Source organism: Kitasatospora sp. NPDC001527 (assembly GCF_040298605.1).
Lineage (GTDB): Bacteria > Actinomycetota > Actinomycetes > Streptomycetales > Streptomycetaceae > Kitasatospora.
Map to the genome: position 1 here is coordinate 1 of NZ_JBEPAM010000091.1, position 15253 is coordinate 15253.

The 15253-nt window shown below is 72.6% G+C and carries 12 protein-coding genes and 1 pseudogene; 4 read left to right on the forward strand and 9 right to left on the reverse strand.

Translation table 11 applies throughout. The annotated features are described in order from the left end of the window. Positions 1-104 precede the first annotated feature (104 nt). Positions 105-1940, reverse strand: coding sequence for a phosphatidylglycerol lysyltransferase domain-containing protein (locus ABT238_RS37730; protein ID WP_350570021.1), 1836 nt, complete (start codon positions 1938-1940; stop codon positions 105-107). Between the two features lie 376 nt (positions 1941-2316). Here ABT238_RS37730 and ABT238_RS37735 point away from each other — a divergent pair, with 376 nt between their 5' ends. Both ABT238_RS37735 and ABT238_RS37740 read left to right on the forward strand, forming a co-directional pair. After that, the gene (locus tag ABT238_RS37735; protein WP_350570023.1) at positions 2317-3468 is read left to right on the forward strand and encodes an alpha/beta hydrolase; all 1152 of its coding nucleotides are present in this window, start codon (positions 2317-2319) and stop codon (positions 3466-3468) included. A gap of 144 nt (positions 3469-3612) precedes the next feature. Next, positions 3613-4413 carry a ferritin-like domain-containing protein gene (locus ABT238_RS37740; protein ID WP_350570024.1) on the forward strand — a complete coding sequence of 267 codons (801 nt, stop codon included), beginning with the start codon at positions 3613-3615 and terminating at the stop codon, positions 4411-4413. Between the two features lie 43 nt (positions 4414-4456). Here the strand turns inward: ABT238_RS37740 and folE are convergent, their stop codons facing one another. The 6 genes from folE to dacB form a co-directional block, all read right to left on the reverse strand. After that, on the reverse strand, positions 4457-5062 hold the full coding sequence (folE, locus tag ABT238_RS37745; protein WP_030309924.1) for a GTP cyclohydrolase I FolE: 606 nt from the start codon (positions 5060-5062) through the stop codon (positions 4457-4459). A 113-nt stretch (positions 5063-5175) separates the two neighbouring features. Beyond that, complete coding sequence (ftsH, locus tag ABT238_RS37750; protein WP_350570026.1) at positions 5176-7230, reverse strand: ATP-dependent zinc metalloprotease FtsH; 2055 nt, start codon at positions 7228-7230, stop codon at positions 5176-5178. A 225-nt stretch (positions 7231-7455) separates the two neighbouring features. Continuing rightward, positions 7456-8010, reverse strand: a complete 555-nt coding sequence (gene hpt, locus ABT238_RS37755) for a hypoxanthine phosphoribosyltransferase (protein WP_049654051.1) — start codon at positions 8008-8010, stop codon at positions 7456-7458. Positions 8011-8081: 71 nt separating this feature from the next. Continuing rightward, positions 8082-9221 (reverse strand): tRNA lysidine(34) synthetase TilS, encoded by a 1140-nt coding sequence (tilS, locus tag ABT238_RS37760; protein ID WP_350806734.1) that lies wholly within the window; start codon positions 9219-9221, stop codon positions 8082-8084. A 245-nt stretch (positions 9222-9466) separates the two neighbouring features. Then, positions 9467-10648, reverse strand: coding sequence for an Rv3626c family coenzyme F420 biosynthesis-associated protein (locus tag ABT238_RS37765; protein WP_350570030.1), 1182 nt, complete (start codon positions 10646-10648; stop codon positions 9467-9469). Between the two features lie 726 nt (positions 10649-11374). After that, positions 11375-13084 (reverse strand): D-alanyl-D-alanine carboxypeptidase/D-alanyl-D-alanine endopeptidase, encoded by a 1710-nt coding sequence (gene dacB / locus ABT238_RS37770; RefSeq protein WP_350806740.1) that lies wholly within the window; start codon positions 13082-13084, stop codon positions 11375-11377. Positions 13085-13161: 77 nt separating this feature from the next. Here dacB and ABT238_RS37775 point away from each other — a divergent pair, with 77 nt between their 5' ends. Beyond that, the gene (locus tag ABT238_RS37775) at positions 13162-13653 is read left to right on the forward strand and encodes an inorganic diphosphatase (RefSeq protein ID WP_063348256.1); all 492 of its coding nucleotides are present in this window, start codon (positions 13162-13164) and stop codon (positions 13651-13653) included. Positions 13654-13873: 220 nt separating this feature from the next. Continuing rightward, a complete protein-coding gene (locus ABT238_RS37780) occupies positions 13874-14548 on the forward strand; it encodes a biliverdin-producing heme oxygenase (protein ID WP_350570034.1) in 675 nt (224 codons plus the stop codon). A gap of 51 nt (positions 14549-14599) precedes the next feature. On the opposite strand, the gene ABT238_RS37785 is transcribed toward ABT238_RS37780, so the two are convergent. Continuing rightward, positions 14600-14743: a hypothetical protein gene (locus tag ABT238_RS37785; RefSeq protein ID WP_350806745.1), complete on the reverse strand. Its 144-nt coding sequence runs from the start codon at positions 14741-14743 to the stop codon at positions 14600-14602. A gap of 152 nt (positions 14744-14895) precedes the next feature. After that, a pseudogene (locus tag ABT238_RS37790) lies at positions 14896-15183 on the reverse strand (HAD family hydrolase); the annotation flags it as partial. Positions 15184-15253 lie beyond the last annotated feature (70 nt).

Below are 15253 nucleotides of genomic sequence, written 5' to 3' on the forward strand. Positions count from 1 at the left end.
CCGAGCCGTCGGCGAGGCCGTCGTTCCAGGCCTTCATCGAGTCGACGAAGCCGAACGCGGGGGCGCCCTGCTGGTAGGCGTTGGTGTGGGCGGCGGGGCACGGCTCAGGCGGCCTCGGTGACCTCCGGGCGGGCACCGCCCGGCAGCAGCCCCTGGCGCTGCGGCTTGCGGCCGAAGCGGGGCATGCCCAGCGTGATGAAGGCCTCCGCCTGCATCGCGGCGAAGCCGATCCGGGGCAGGTCGCGGCTGTTCGGGAAGACCAGGAAGCGGGGCTCCCACTCCGGCTGGAACTTCGCGTTGAACTTGTACAGCGATTCGATCTGGAACCAGCGCGACAGGAACACCAGCAGCCCGCGCCAGGCGCGCAGCACCGGCCCGGCGCCGATCCGCTCGCCGCGCGCCAGCGCCGAGCGGAACATCGCGAAGTTCAGCGACACCCGGCGCACGCCCATCGCGGGGACGGCCTGCAGCGCGGCCACGATCAGCAGCTCGTTCAGGCCCGGGTCGGCCGCCCGGTCCCGGCGCATCAGCTCCAGCGAGATGCCGTCCCGGCCCCAGGGCACGAAGTGCAGCACGGCCTTGAGGTCGTCGCCGCCCTCGCCCTCCTCGGGCTCCTTGTGGGCGGTGACCACCACGCAGTCGTCGTCGCCCGGGTCGCCGAAGCGGCCGAGCGCCATCGAGAAGCCGCGCTCGGTGTCGGTGCCGCGCCAGCGGGCCGCGGCGTCGGCGATCCGCTGCTTCTCCTCCAGGGACAGCTCGGCCACCCGGCGGACCTTGCAGGAGTAGCCGTTGCGCTCGATCCGCTTGACCATCTGACGGACGTTGCGCATCGCCCGCCCGGCGAGCGAGAAGGTCGCGGTGTCGACGATCGCCTCGTCGCCCAGCTCCAGCGCGTCCAGCCCCGCCTCGCGGGTCCAGACCTCGCCGCCGACCTCGCTGCAGCCCATCACGGCCGGCACCCAGGCGTGCTCGCGGGCCTCGGCCATGAACACCTTGATCGCGCCGGGCCAGGCCTCGACGTCGCCGACCGGGTCGCCGGAGGCGAGCATGACGCCGGAGACCACCCGGTAGGAGATCGCCGCCTTGCCGGTGGGCGAGAACAGCACGCTCTTGTCCCGGCGCAGCGCGAAGTAGCCGAGCGAGTCCCGCTCGCCGTGCCGCTCCAGCAGCGCCCGGACCTTCTCCTCGTCCTCGGCGGTCAGCTCCGGCTTCGGCTTCTCCGGCCGCAGCGCCAGGTACGTGGTGGTGAGGGCGGTGATCAGGCCCATCGCGCCGAGCAGGTAGCCGACCAGGTCCTCGATCCGGTCCGAGTTGTAGTGCACCGGGCCCTCGAAGCCGAAGAGCCCGTAGACCACGTGCTCCAGCCGCTGGTACAGGCCCGGATGCCCCAGCTCGTACTTGGTGCGGGTGCTCACGATCAGCAGGCCGAGCAGGACGCCGACGCTCCCGAGCACCACCAGGTTGACCACGGCGCGCCAGCGGGTGCGCGGATCGGCCTTGGCGTAGAACTCGCGCCGGTGGACCAGCATGACCACGAACAGCACCAGCGAGACGACCGCCGGGCCGAGCTGGTGCCAGCGCAGCAGGTGCAGCGCGGCGCCGACCGGCAGCAGCACGCAGACCGCGCGCCAGGCCCGCCGCTTGCGCCGGCGCAGCGCGTGCGCGAGCAGCACCAGCAGCAGGCCGATCATCAGGGTCCCGGCGGCGGCCAGGGTGGTGGTGCCGCCCGGCAGCTGTCCGGCGAAGGTGTGCACCCTGGTGTGCCGCAGCTTGGGGAACACCGCGCTGGCGATGTCCACCAGACCGATCAGCAGACAGGCGTAGCCAACCGCACCGGGGAGCCAGGCCCTCGGGACGGCGGCCGCTTGGGTACGAAGCGTCTGCAGGCCGCGGCGGCGCGGCGGCTCGGGGCTCGGCTCAACGGACACGGGAACGCTCATGGGGGTTCAGCGTAGAGGCTGTGGAGGGGTGTCCGGTCACTCCCGGGCGGGAGCCGTGATGGACCTTCATGCCTTTTCCTTCATCAGGCAATACGCACACCAAGGAACCGGCAACGAAGGGTAAACCGGCGCCCTGGGGCGCTGCGAATTGAGCCGAGGGGTGGGTGCCGGAGCCCCTCACCGCGTGGCGCGGCGGGCCCCCGCGCACGTCCTACGTACGGTGGACGCCGCATTTTAGGGCGCCGGTTGCGCGTGCGCGCCGTCGGCCTCCCGGGCCCTCCCCGGCGTCCGGACAGCCTAGCCGCGGTGGCCCCACCTGACGCACCGCCAGACGATGAAGCCTGCACCGACAGTGTCCCACCGGAAGGCCGACGGCATGGAACTGACCAGCGACGCGCTGATGAACTCGCTGCTTGCCCTGGGTTCGGCGGCACTCGCCACCACCCTCTGGGTCTGGCCGAGACTGGCGCGCCAGCGGCCGCTGCCGGTGCTCGGCCGAATGGGTCTGCTGACGGTCACTCAGGCCTCGGTGCTGGCGGTACTGGCGCTCAGCGTCAACAACTCCTTCGGGTTCTACACCTCATGGGACGACCTGCTCAGTCCCGGCGGCACCGAGCTCGCCCTCACCAGCAGTGAGAACCACCAGGGCGCCGCGGCCGGCGACACCCTGCTCGTACCGACGAACGAGGGCGGCATGGAGACGATCGGGGACCTGCCCAAAGGGGCACCCGAGGAGGTCGGCAGGGTCGAGTCGGTCCGGGTCACCGGCAAGGAGACCGGACTGTCCGACCAGATGTTCGTCTACCTGCCGCCCGAGTACTTCGACCCGAAGCTCGGCCTGACCCGCTTCCCGGTGCTGCTGGCCGTCGCCGGCTACCCGGGCACCACGCTCAACCTGATGAAGGACCTTCCGGTCATCCAGACCGCCGCGGAGCTCCAGCGCTCCGGGAAGATGCAGCCGGCCATCGTGGTCCTGGCCCGCCCGACCCTCACCCCGCCGCGCAACACCGAGTGCGTGGACGTCGCCGGCGGCCCGCGCACCGAGACCTGGTTCACCAAGGACGTCCCCGAGGCGCTGCACTCCGCCTACCGGATCGGCCGCTCCCCCGCATCCTGGGGCGTCTTCGGCTACTCGACCGGCGGCAGCTGCGCGCTGCGGCTGGCGATGCGCTTCCCGAACGTCTTCGGCAGCGCGGGCGGGCTGCACGCCGACTTCAAGGTCAACGAGGACCAGTTCACCGGCGGCAGCCTGTTCGGCGGGGACCGGGCGCTGGCCGATCAGAGCGACCTCGCCTGGCGGCTGCAGAACCTGCCGGCCCCGCCGCTGTCGATGCTGGTGGTCTCCACCCGCAAGGAGAGCGACTACCCGCAGACCGTCCAGTTCGTCGAGCTGGCCCAGCAGGTCGCCGCCGCCAACCCGCAGTTCCAGGTGGAGTCGATGTACCTGGACGACGGCGGCCACAACTTCGAGAGCTGGGTGCGCGAGCTGCCCGCCTCGCTGGAGTGGATGGGCCACCACCTGGGCTGACCCCGGGCCCGGCGGGGACGGGCCTTAGGACACCTGAGTGATTACCGGCCGGTCGGGCGAGGGCGCCGCCGCCGCGGGGGGAGGTATCTCGACCGCCCGGCCGAACGACGGCCGGCGCCGCCCCGGATCCGGGCAGGAGGCCCCATGCTCAGCACCCGATCACTCTTCGACGAGATCTACCGCAACGACGAGGCCTACCAGCTGTTCTGCAGCATCGCCGCCGGCGGCGAGGACCAGGGCGGGTGGGAGAACGAGCGGATCACCGAGCTCACCCGCGACCCGGTGCTCGCCCCGAAGATCGCCCGGCACGGCGCCGACGAGCGCAAGCACGGCCGGATCTTCACCCAGTTGCTCCACAAGCGCGGCCTGCCGAAGGTCGCCGTACCCGCCGAGGCCGACTACTGCATGCTGCTGGAGCGCCAGGGCGTGGGCCTGGCCCACGAGCGGCTGACCACCGCGGTCCCGCTGACCGACCGGGAGATCATCACCTACCTCGCGCACAGCCGGGTCACCGAGCAGCGCGCGGCCGAGCAGATGCGCCAGCTGGTCAAGGTCTACGGGGAGAACCCGGACCTCGGCCGGGCGATGCGGATGATCTCGGCGGACGAGGACAACCACCTCGCCTACTGCCACGAGGAGCTGCTGCGGCTGACCGCCGAGGGCCACGGCCCGTACATCCGGCACGTGCTGGAGACCAGCGCCCGCGGCGAGATCCGCACCCACCGGGACGTCGGCCTGGCGGTGACGTCCCGGATGGCGGGGATCCTCGGCTGGCCGCGCTGGCAGCTGGCCGTGGTCATGGCCGGCGTGCACGCGCTCTACCTGTACGACCTGCTGTACGGCTGGCGGCGGATGGTGCGGCTGCGGATGCCGGTGCGCCGCAACGCGCTGGGCACCCCGGCACCGCCGCACACCGAGCCGGAGCACGAGCACGAGCCGATCTGACCGGCCCCCGCCCGTCCGGGCCCGCGGGGTGGCCGGGGCCCGGTCAGCGCCCGATGATGAGGCTCATCGCCTCGGCCCGGGTGGCCGGGTCGCGCAGCTGCCCGCGCACGCAGGAGGTGATGGTCTTGGCGCCGGGCTTGCGGATGCCGCGCATCGACATGCACATGTGCTCGCACTCGACCACGACGATCGCCCCGCGCGGCTCCAGGATCCGCATCAGCGCGTCGGCGACCTGGCTGGTGAGCCGCTCCTGCACCTGCGGCCGGCGGGCGTAGACGTCGACCAGCCGGGCCAGCTTGGACAGGCCGGTGATCTTCCCGCTGGTCGACGGGATGTAGCCGACGTGCGCGACGCCCCGGAACGGCACCAGGTGGTGCTCGCAGACGGAGGTCAGCTCGATGTCCTTGACCAGCACCATCTCGTCGTGGCCGAGGTCGAAGGTGGTGGTCAGGACGTCCTCGGGCTCCTGCCACAGGCCCGCGAATATCTCCTTGTAGGCCCGCGCGACCCGCGCCGGGGTCTCCAGCAGGCCCTCGCGGTCCGGGTCCTCCCCGACCGCCAGCAGCAGCTCGCGGATCGCGTTCTCGGCCCGCTTCTGGTCGAAGGTGCCGACGGCGGGCGGACCGTCGAGCGTCACCGGGTCGATCATGCAGGCCTCGCTAACTGGTTGACGAACGTGGGTTGAACAGCACGGATGCCGCGCCTCCAGGGTACAAACCCCGGTGACGCGGCATCCATTCCGTCGGGTGCCGGCGCTGCGGCTCAGCCCTCGGCGGGCGGGTCGACCGGCAGCGGCGGGAGCTTCACCACGTCGGCCGGACCGGCCTCGGCGGCGGTGGTGGCGCCGTTGGTGAGCGCCAGCTCCTTGGGCGACTGCACCGGCGGGCGGGTGGACGGCGTCCGGCGGGCGGAGCCGGTCCACGCCGGACGGGCCGGGCGCTTGACGATGGGCGCGAAGACCTCGGCGATCTGCTCCTTGTTGAGGGTCTCCTTCTCCAGGAGTTCCAGGACCAGGTTGTCGAGCACGTCGCGGTTCTCGACCAGGATCTCCCAGGCCTCGTTGTGCGCGGCCTCGATGAGCTTCTTGACCTCCTCGTCGACCAGCCCGGCGACCTCCTCCGAGTAGTCGCGCTGGTGCCCCATCTCACGGCCCAGGAACGGCTCCGAGTTGTCGCTGCCGAACTTGATCGCGCCCAGCCGCTCGGTCATGCCGTACTGGGTGACCATGGCCCGCGCGGTGGCGGTGGCCTTCTCGATGTCGTTCGAGGCGCCGGTGGTCGGGTCGTGGAAGACCAGCTCCTCCGCCGCGCGCCCGCCCAGCATGTAGGCCAGCTGGTCGAGCATCTCGTTGCGGGTGGTGGAGTACTTGTCCTCGTCCGGCAGCACCATGGTGTAGCCGAGGGCCCGGCCGCGGGACAGGATGGTGATCTTGTGCACCGGGTCGCTGTACTGGCAGGCCGCCGCGACCAGGGCGTGACCGCCCTCGTGGTACGCGGTGATCTTCTTCTCCTTGTCGGACATGATCCGCGTGCGCTTCTGCGGACCGGCCACGACGCGGTCGATCGCCTCGTCCAGGATGTTGTTGTCGATCAGCTTCTTGTCCGAGCGGGCGGTCAGCAGCGCCGCCTCGTTCAGGACGTTCGACAGATCGGCACCGGTGAAGCCGGGGGTGCGCTTGGCGACGGCCGAGAGGTCGACGTCGGGCGCGATCGGCTTGCCCTTCTGGTGCACCTTGAGGATGTCCAGACGGCCCTGGAGGTCGGGGCGCTCGACCGCGATCTGGCGGTCGAAGCGGCCCGGGCGCAGCAGCGCCGGGTCCAGGATGTCCGGGCGGTTGGTGGCGGCGATCAGGATGACGCCGCCCTTGACGTCGAAGCCGTCCATCTCGACCAGCAGCTGGTTGAGGGTCTGCTCGCGCTCGTCGTGGCCACCGCCGAGGCCCGCACCGCGGTGCCGGCCGACGGCGTCGATCTCGTCGACGAAGACGATCGCCGGGGCGTTCGCCTTGGCCTGCTCGAAGAGGTCGCGGACGCGGCTGGCGCCGACACCGACGAACATCTCGACGAAGTCCGAGCCGGAGATCGAGTAGAACGGCACGCCGGCCTCGCCCGCGACGGCGCGCGCCAGCAGGGTCTTGCCGGTACCGGGCGGGCCGTAGAGCAGCACGCCCTTGGGGATCTTGGCGCCGACGGCCTGGAACTTGGCCGGCTCCTGCAGGAACTCCTTGATCTCGTGGAGCTCCTCGACCGCCTCGTCGGCGCCGGCGACGTCGGCGAAGGTGGTCTTCGGGGTGTCCTTGGTGAGCAGCTTCGCCTTGGACTTGCCGAACTGCATGACGCGCGAGCCGCCGCCCTGCATCTGGTTCATCAGGAACAGGAAGACCAGCACGATGATCACGATGGGCAGCATCGACAGCAGCAGGCTGACGAGGGTGCTCTGCTTCTCCGGGCTGATGGTGTAGCCCTCGGAGAGCGTGCTCTGGTCGTTGTCGTTGATCTGGGCCTGCAGCTTGTCGGCGATCGCGACACCCTGGTCGCCGATGTACGAGGCCTGGAACTTGCTGCCGGACTGCGGCTTGCCGGTGCCCACGGCGGGCAGCTTGGCGCCGTCCTTCAGCTGGATCTTGATGGTGTTCGAGTCACCCGTGGTGATCTGCGCCGACTTGACCTGCTTCGCGTCGATCGCTGCGACGACCTGCCCGGTGTCCACCGTCTTGAAGCCGTTCGAATCCGAAACGACCTGCATCAGCACGATGACGGCGAGGACGGCCAGCACGATCCACATGATCGGCGCACGGAAGTATCGCTTGACGTCCATCCATGCGGGGCGTTGCCGCCCCGTCCCTCCTGCCACTCAACGGCGCCGCGTGGCTGTGGGCCGCCGGCGCATTCGGTCACTGCTCATGTGAAGAGCGGTTCATTGGACCGTACCGCAGTACGCCCCCCGCGTGGCGGGAGCACGGCGATACGACGTTCTTCTATGGTCCCCCGGATCCAACGGGCGGGAACAGGCTCCTGTTCCCGTCCGTCGTCCGAACGGGTCTCAGCCGCCGTAGACGTGCGGGGCGAGGGTGCCGATGAACGGCAGGTTGCGCAGCTTCTCCGCGTAGTCGAGGCCGTAGCCGACGACGAACTCGTTGGGGATGTCGAAGCCGACGTACTTGACGTCGATCTCGACCTTCGCGGCGTCCGGCTTGCGCAGCAGGGCACAGACCTCCAGCGAGGCCGGGCCGCGCGAACCCAGGTTGCCGAGCAGCCAGGACAGGGTCAGACCGGAGTCGATGATGTCCTCGACGATCAGGACGTCACGGCCGGCGATGTCGGTGTCGAGGTCCTTCAGGATCCGCACCACACCGGACGACTTCGTGCCCATCCCGTAGGAGGAGACGGCCATCCAGTCCATGGTCACCTGCGAGTGCAGGGTGCGGGCGAGGTCCGCCATGACCATCACGGCACCCTTGAGGACGCCGACGATCAGCAGGTCCTTGCCTGCGTAGTCCCGGTCGATGCGCTCGGCCAGCTCCAGGAGCTTGGCGTCGATCTCGTCCTTGCTGATGAGCACCTTCGCGAGGTCAGCGCCCATGTCGTTCTGGTCCACCGGGGATACGTCCTCAAACGTGTCGGGGTCTGGATGGCCGGCGGCCGGCTCCCCCGGGGCATGCCAGCCCGTCAGTCGCCCTGTCGCCGAAAGACCAGCGTGCCACACCGCCGGGTCGCTTCGACGCCCCCGGGTAGGTGCAGCGGTCCCTGTCCGCGCCATCCGGTGACCAGCAGGTCGATCGTTTCCAGGTGCCGGGCGAAGAGGTCCCCGGCGGGGCAGCCCGCCCGCAGCGCGGCCCGGCGCAGCACCCGGCGGCGCACGGCGGGGGGCAGTTCGGCCAGTTTCACGGCGTCCAGCGTGCCCTCGCCCGTCCGGATGTCGCGCTCGGCGAGCGCGGCCCACTGGTCGAGCGCGTCGGCGTCGTCGCGGAACAGCCGGGCGGTGCGGGCGAGCGCCTCGACCACGCCGCCGCCCAGGTGCTTCTCCAGCACCGGGAGCACCTCGTGGCGGACCCGGGAGCGGGTGTAGGCCGGGTCGCAGTTGTGCGGGTCGTCCCAGACCGGGATCGCCTGGGCGGAGCAGGCCTGCCGGGTGGCGGCCCGGTCCAGCTCCAGCAGCGGGCGGCGGTAGCGGCCCTTCTGGGCCGGCATGCCGGCCAGCGAGCGGGAACCCGAACCGCGGGCCAGGCCCAGCAGCACCGTCTCGGCCTGGTCGTCGCGGGTGTGGCCGAGCAGGACGGCGAGGGCGCCGTGGCGCTCGGCGGCCTCGTCCAGCGCCGCGTAGCGGGCGTCCCGGGCGGCGGCCTCGGGCCCGCCGTCCCGGCCGACCCGCACGGCGACCGCCTCGACCGGGTCCAGGCCCAGCTCGCGCAGCCGGCCGGCGACCTGGTCGGCGCGCTCGGCGGAGCCCGGCTGCAGGCCGTGGTCGACGGTGACGGCGCCGACCCGCAGGCCGATCTTGGGGGCCTCGAAGGCGGCCGCGATGGCGAGGGCCATGGAGTCCGCGCCGCCACTGACGGCGACCAGGACGAGCGGCGAGCCGGGCGCGGCGGGGGTGCGGGGCAGCCCGGACGGGTGGCGGTGGGCGTTGCCGATCAGCGTGGTGCCGACGGCGGCGGGCAGCGCGGCGGCGGCCAGCGGCACGCCGCCGGTGCGCTCGCGCGGCTCCCGGACGGGCGCGGTGAAGGTGGAGCCGGCCTCGGCGGCGAGGTCGGCGAGGGTGCGGCGAACGGCCAGGCGTATCGCGGCGACGGCGGGGTGAGGGCCCACGGCGACGACTCCTCGGCGGAGGGGGGACAGGACGACGGTGGGCGCGGCGGGGGACCGCGCATCCGTGAGCACCCTGTTACCGGGCGCTCACAGATGGTGGCAGAAAGGAGGCACCCGCTACGCCACCCGCGCCTCCAGTACGACCACGGTCCCACGTTCGGGTGAATGAAGAAACGTATCTTCACCCGCCATGTGCACGGCTGGACCACCCGTACGAACGGGTTTCGGCGGCCCGCCTCGCCGTCTCACCGCGCGACGCGGGCCACCCAGGCGGCGGGGTCGTGGATCTCCTCCTTGGTCGGCAGGGTGTTCGGCGAGGTCCAGACCCGGTTGAAGCCCTCCATGCCGACCTGCTCGACGACGCCCCGGACGAAGACCGCGCCGTCCTGGTACTGGCGCAGCTTGGCGTCCATGCCGAGCAGCCGGCGCAGCACCAGGTCGAGCCGGTTGGCACCGCGGTCGCGGCGCTGCTGGAACTTCTCGCGGATCTCGGCGACGCTCGGCACCACGGCCGGGCCCACCCCGTCCATCACCACGTCCGCGTGCCCCTCCAGCAGGGACATCACGGCGGTCAGCCGGCCGAGGATCTCCCGCTGGGCGGGCGACTGGACGATCTCCAGCAGGCCGGCCGAGGCGGCGTTGTCGCCCCGGGCGCCGCCCAGGCCCGGCAGCCCGGCCCCCAGCGAGCCGGCGGCGTCGCGCAGCCGCTCCAGCAGCGCGCCCGGGTCGACGTCCGTCTCGGCCAGGAAGGACTGCACCTCGGACTGGATGTGGTCGCGCAGCCAGGGCACCGCGGTGAACTGGGTGCGGTGGGTCTCCTCGTGCAGACAGACCCAGAGCCGGAAGTCGGCCGGGTCGACGTCCAGCTCCCGCTCCACGTGCACGATGTTCGGCGCCACCAGCAGCAGCCGCCCGGGGCCGGGGCCCTCGGGGCCCAGACGCGGCTTGTCGAACAGCGCGGCCGGGCTGTCCGGCGCCTCCAGCGAGGGCTCGGCCGGGGCGAAGGTCTCGTACTGGCCGAGCACCTTGGTGGCCAGGAACGCCAGCAGCGCACCGACCTCGATGCCGGTGGCCTTCTCCCCCACCGTGCCGAACACCGCGGAGGCCGACCCGTTCGTCCGGCGCGCCTGCAGCTTCTCCACCAGAGGCTGCACGATGGTGCGGAAGCCCGCCACGTTGGCCCGCACCCAGCCGGGCCGGTCCACGATCAGCACCGGGGTCGCGGCCGCCTCGGCCAGGCTGCTGGAGCGCATGCCGGTGAACTCCCGGACGTGCTCCTCGGCCGCCAGGGCGTGCCGGCGCAGTTCGGCGACCACCGCGGCCGCCTCGGCCCGGCTCACCTCCGGCCCCGGCCGCACCAGCCTGGTCGCGGTCGCGACCGCGAGATTCCAGTCGACCATGTCGGCACCGCCGCTCGCGCTCGTCATGCCCTCACCGTACGTGCTCCCGCTCGCCTGGGGGAGCCGGTACGGCCGGTCCATGGCCACCCGGCGACCACCCATCCGGCCGGGACGTACCCGCACCGGACCCGCGCCATGCCACCACCCCCACCCGGGGGCGGCCCGATTCGCCTGCCCCCGCACGGAGTTGCGGTTCCCTCACCACCGCGGCCCTCCGACGACGCGCTCCACGGAACGGCGACCCCCACCCCGGCACCCGCCGACGCCCCGGGGCGTGCGGTCCTCGCCGAAGCTCGGCCCCACCTCGGGACAGGACGCCGACGCGGGCCCGGCACGCAACTCCCGCCAGAACCACGACCACCCCGCGGCTGCGCCCTCCCATGGCGCGCGGATTCCGCCGGGGCTGCGGCCGCCCGGCGTCCGCGCCCTCCCGCGCCCGCCTGCCGCTGGGCGGAGGGCGGTCCGGCCGAGCCGGTCGCGTGGAGCACCGCCGGCGCTCGCGGGAGGGAGTGCGGGGCGCCGGGTGCGACGCGGGCCGGTGCACGGTTCGGGGTGAGCCGGGCATGGCCGGGCCCGGAGGCCCGGCTCAGCGCCCCGGCGGGCCGGTCGGCCCCTGCCTGCCCGAACGGCAGGCGCCCGCCACGTCGGCTCCGTCGTCCTCGTCTGTCGGCTGGGCCTTCTCTTTCGGAGGTCACCGCCGATGCACGCACTCCACCGACGCCCGCTGAGCCGACGTGATCCGAAGGAAAGGGCCTAGTGGCAGCCGCAGGCGGCCAGGCGGGCCACGACGCGGTCCATGGCCGTGCGGGCGGTGTCGGCGGGGGCGGTGGTGCGGGTCATCAGGGCGAAGGTGAGCAGGCGGCCGTCGGCGTCCACGACGGTGCCCGCCAGGGTGTTGACGCCGCTCAGGCTGCCGGTCTTGGCGCGGACCAGGCCGGCCGCGTCGGCGGCGCCCGAGGTGGAGCCGAAGCGCTTGCCGAGGGTGCCGGTGAACCCGGCGATCGGCAGGCCGGTCAGCACCGGCCGCAGCGTCGGGTGCTGCGCGGAGGCGGCGAGCGCGAGCAGCTTGACCAGGGCGACCGGCGGGACCGCGTTGCCGGTGTGCAGGCCACTGCCGTCGTTGAGCACCACGCCGGTGGTCGGCACGCCGAGCCGGGCGAGTTCCTGGGTGACGGCGGTGGCGGCGCCCTCGAAGCTGGCCGGCTGGCGGGCGGCGAGCGCGGCCTGCCGGGCGATCGCCTCGGCGAGGGTGTTGTCGGAGGTGGTCAGCAGCCGCTCGACCAGCCGGGCCACGGTGGGCGAGTCGACCCGGCCCAGCACGGGGGCGTCGGCGGCGGCCGGGGCGGCGGCCTGCTTCGCCTTGCTCTGGACGGTGATGCCCTGGGCCTTGAGCAGGGCGGCGAAGGCCTCGGCGGCCGACTCCGCCGGGTTGGGGACGCGGGCGGGCGCGTCCTCGCGGCTCTTCGGGTCGACCTTGCCCTCGTCGACCATCAGCGGCGTCACCGCGGCGATGTTCTCGCCGTCGTGGTTCTTGTGCAGCGGGCTGCCGGTGTAGAGCGAGACGTCGTAGTCGAGCACGACGGTGGTGGTGCCCTCGCCCTTCAGCGCGGCGGCGGTCTGCCGGGCCAGCGCGTCCAGCGAGGCGGGGGCGGTGTCCTGGTCGGCGGGGACGCCGCCGATCTGCACCTGGTCGGCGGGGAGCGCGGTCAGCGTCGGGTCACCACCACCCACGAGGGTGATCCCTCCGGTGGCCGTGTTCTTGACGACCCGGGTGGTCAGCCGGGTGTCACCGGGGATCAGCGACAGGGCCGCGACCGCGGTGGCCAGCTTGGTGGTGGACGCCGGGGTGGCGGCGGTGTTCTCCCCGCTCCCGTAGAGGAGTTGGCCGTCGGCGGCGTCCGCGACGGCGAGGCCGTAGGTCCCGAGGTTCTTGTCGGCGAGCACGGAGGCGAGCGCCTGCTGGAGGCCCTGGGCGGTGGGCAGGCCGGTGCCCGGCCCGGCCTCGGCGGCGGCCAGCACCGTCCCGGCGGGGGCCGGGCGGACGGCTCCGGTGGGCTTGGCGGCGGCCGGAGCGGTGGAGGCGCCGGAGGGCCCGGTGGTGCCCGTGGTTCCGGCGGTACCGGCGGTGCCGTTGGGGCCCGGCGCACCGGGGGCGGCGGTGGTCCCGGTGGCGCTCGTGGACGGGTGGGGCGACTCGCCGCCCCGGTGCCCCGGGCGGTTGCCCTTGTCCCCCTGGCCGCCCTGGCCGCCCCTGTCGTCGTGCCGGCCGTTGCCCTCGTCCTCGTCCCCCTGGGCGTTCCCGGTGGACCGGCCGCCCGGGGAGGCCGATCCCGTCGGCGTCGCGGACGGCTGCGCGTACGCACCACCCGTGCCGAGCACCGTCCCGGCGACCAGCAGCGCCGCCCCGAACAGCCCGGCGGCCGTCCCCCCGCGTCGGTTCCCCGACCCAGCCCCTGCACGCACCGACCCGGCCCCTTTCCTGAGCACTCACTCCCGTAGGAGACACTTGGATTCTGTCAGTCCCTACCTTGGAGGAACCGTTGGAGTTCGACGTCCTTATCGAAATCCCGAAGGGCTCTCGTAACAAGTACGAGGTCGACCACGAGAGCGGCCGCCTGCGGCTCGACCGGATGCTCTTCACCTCGACCCGCTACCCGGCCGACTACGGCTACGTCGAGGGCACGCTCGGCGAGGACGGCGACCCGCTGGACGCCCTGGTCATCCTGGACGAGCCGACCTTCCCGGGTTGCCTCATCAAGTGCCGCGCCATCGGCATGTTCCAGATGACCGACGAGGCCGGCGGCGACGACAAGCTGCTCTGCGTCCCGGCGACCGACCCGCGCTGGGAGCACCTGCGGGACATCCACCACGTCTCGGAGTTCGACCGCCTGGAGATCCAGCACTTCTTCGAGGTCTACAAGGACCTGGAGCCGGGCAAGTCGGTCGAGGGTGCCAACTGGGTCGGCCGCGCCGAGGCCGAGGCCGAGGTCACCGCGTCGATCAAGCGCCTGGCGGAGCAGGGCGGTCACTGAGCCGTCGTGCCCATCTCGTCCGTCCGGCGGTCCGTCCGCCGAGGCGCTTCGGGGTAGGTCGAGGCAGTCGGAGGCCGGGATTCGCGGAGTCGTTCCGCGGGTCCCGGCCTTCGCCGTTCCCGGGGGCCGGCGGTTCTTCCCGACACCCTGTCGGCATGACGTGAGCTTAGGTTAGGCTAACCAAAGCAATCGGGGGCGTACTCGATCTCTGGAGGCCCGCATGCCCATACCCGAGCAGCCCGTCGTCCCGTTCTCCACCGTGCTGCGCACCGCCAGCAGTGCCGAGCACGAGGCCGCGGAACAGTCGTCCTTCATGAGCCGGCTGCTCGGCGGGCACCTGGGAATCGACGCCTACGCCGACCTCACCGGCCAGCTCTGGTACGTCTACCGCGCGCTGGAGGAGCGGACCGCCGAGCTGTCGGAACACCCGGTGGCCGGGCCGTTCATCGACCCCGCGGTGCTGCGGACCGACGCCATCGAGCGCGACCTGGCCCACCTGCGGGGCCCGCGGTGGCGCGAGGGGCTCGCCCCGCTGCCCGCCACCGCCGCCTACGTCGCGCGGCTGGAGGAGCTGGCGGCCGAGTGGCCGGCGGGGTACGTCGCGCACCACTACACCCGCTACCTGGGCGACCTGTCGGGTGGTCAGATCATCCGAGGCATCGCCGAGAAGACCTGGGGCTTCGAGCGCAAGGGCGACGGCGTGCGGTTCTACGTCTTCGAGCAGGTCGACAACCCGGCCGCGTTCAAGCGCGACTACCGGGCCAAGCTGGACGCCGCCGGGCTGGCCATGGACGAGGTCGAGCGCCGCCGGGTGGTCGAGGAGTGCAAGCGCGCCTTCCAGCTGAACGGCGCCCTCTTCCGCGACATGGACACCCGGTACCCGCTGAGCGCCTGAACAACCGAACGACCGATCGTGAGCGGGAAGTCGGCCGGGCCGACTTCCCGCTCACGGGTGGTCGGGCAGGTCGGTGAGCCGTTCGATGCGGAGCACCGCCTCGTCCGCGCCGAGCCCGGTCGGGGTCAAGACGGCCTCGAAGTACTCCAGGAGGCCGAAGCGGGCCGGCTTGGCGCGCTGCTGATCGGGTCCCATGGGTGAGAACGGCCAGGCGCGGTCCTCGGGGAAGGTGTTTCAGGGCCTCCAGGCACGGCCGCACGTCGGGGTAGCACTGCCAGGACTCCTCGAAACACCGTGAGGTAGCGCTCGGCGATCCGGGCGTCCAGCAGGCCGGGGTCCGTCGGAACCGGCTCGCCGAGCGCGGACAGGAAGGCGCGGCGGCTGCGTCGGTGGTGCTCGGCGAAGGAGCACCGGCCGGCCAGGTACTCCCGCATGTGGCGCGCCTCCAGCGCCCACCACAACGACGTCAACTCCCCCGGCGAAGCCGTCGCGTTGGGCGCGTCCTGGACAATCCGGCCGATCGTCTCGAAGACCGCGCTCCGGTGATCGACCAGGGTGCCGTCCAGATCGAAGACGATCACATCCGCCCTTCGGCGATCATCCCGTGGCGCCCGTCCCTGGCGCCAGGGGTCCACACGGCGCAGGCACGCGCGCGGGAAGTCGACGGGGCCGACTTCCCGCGCGAGCCCCGGGGGCCGCGCGCAC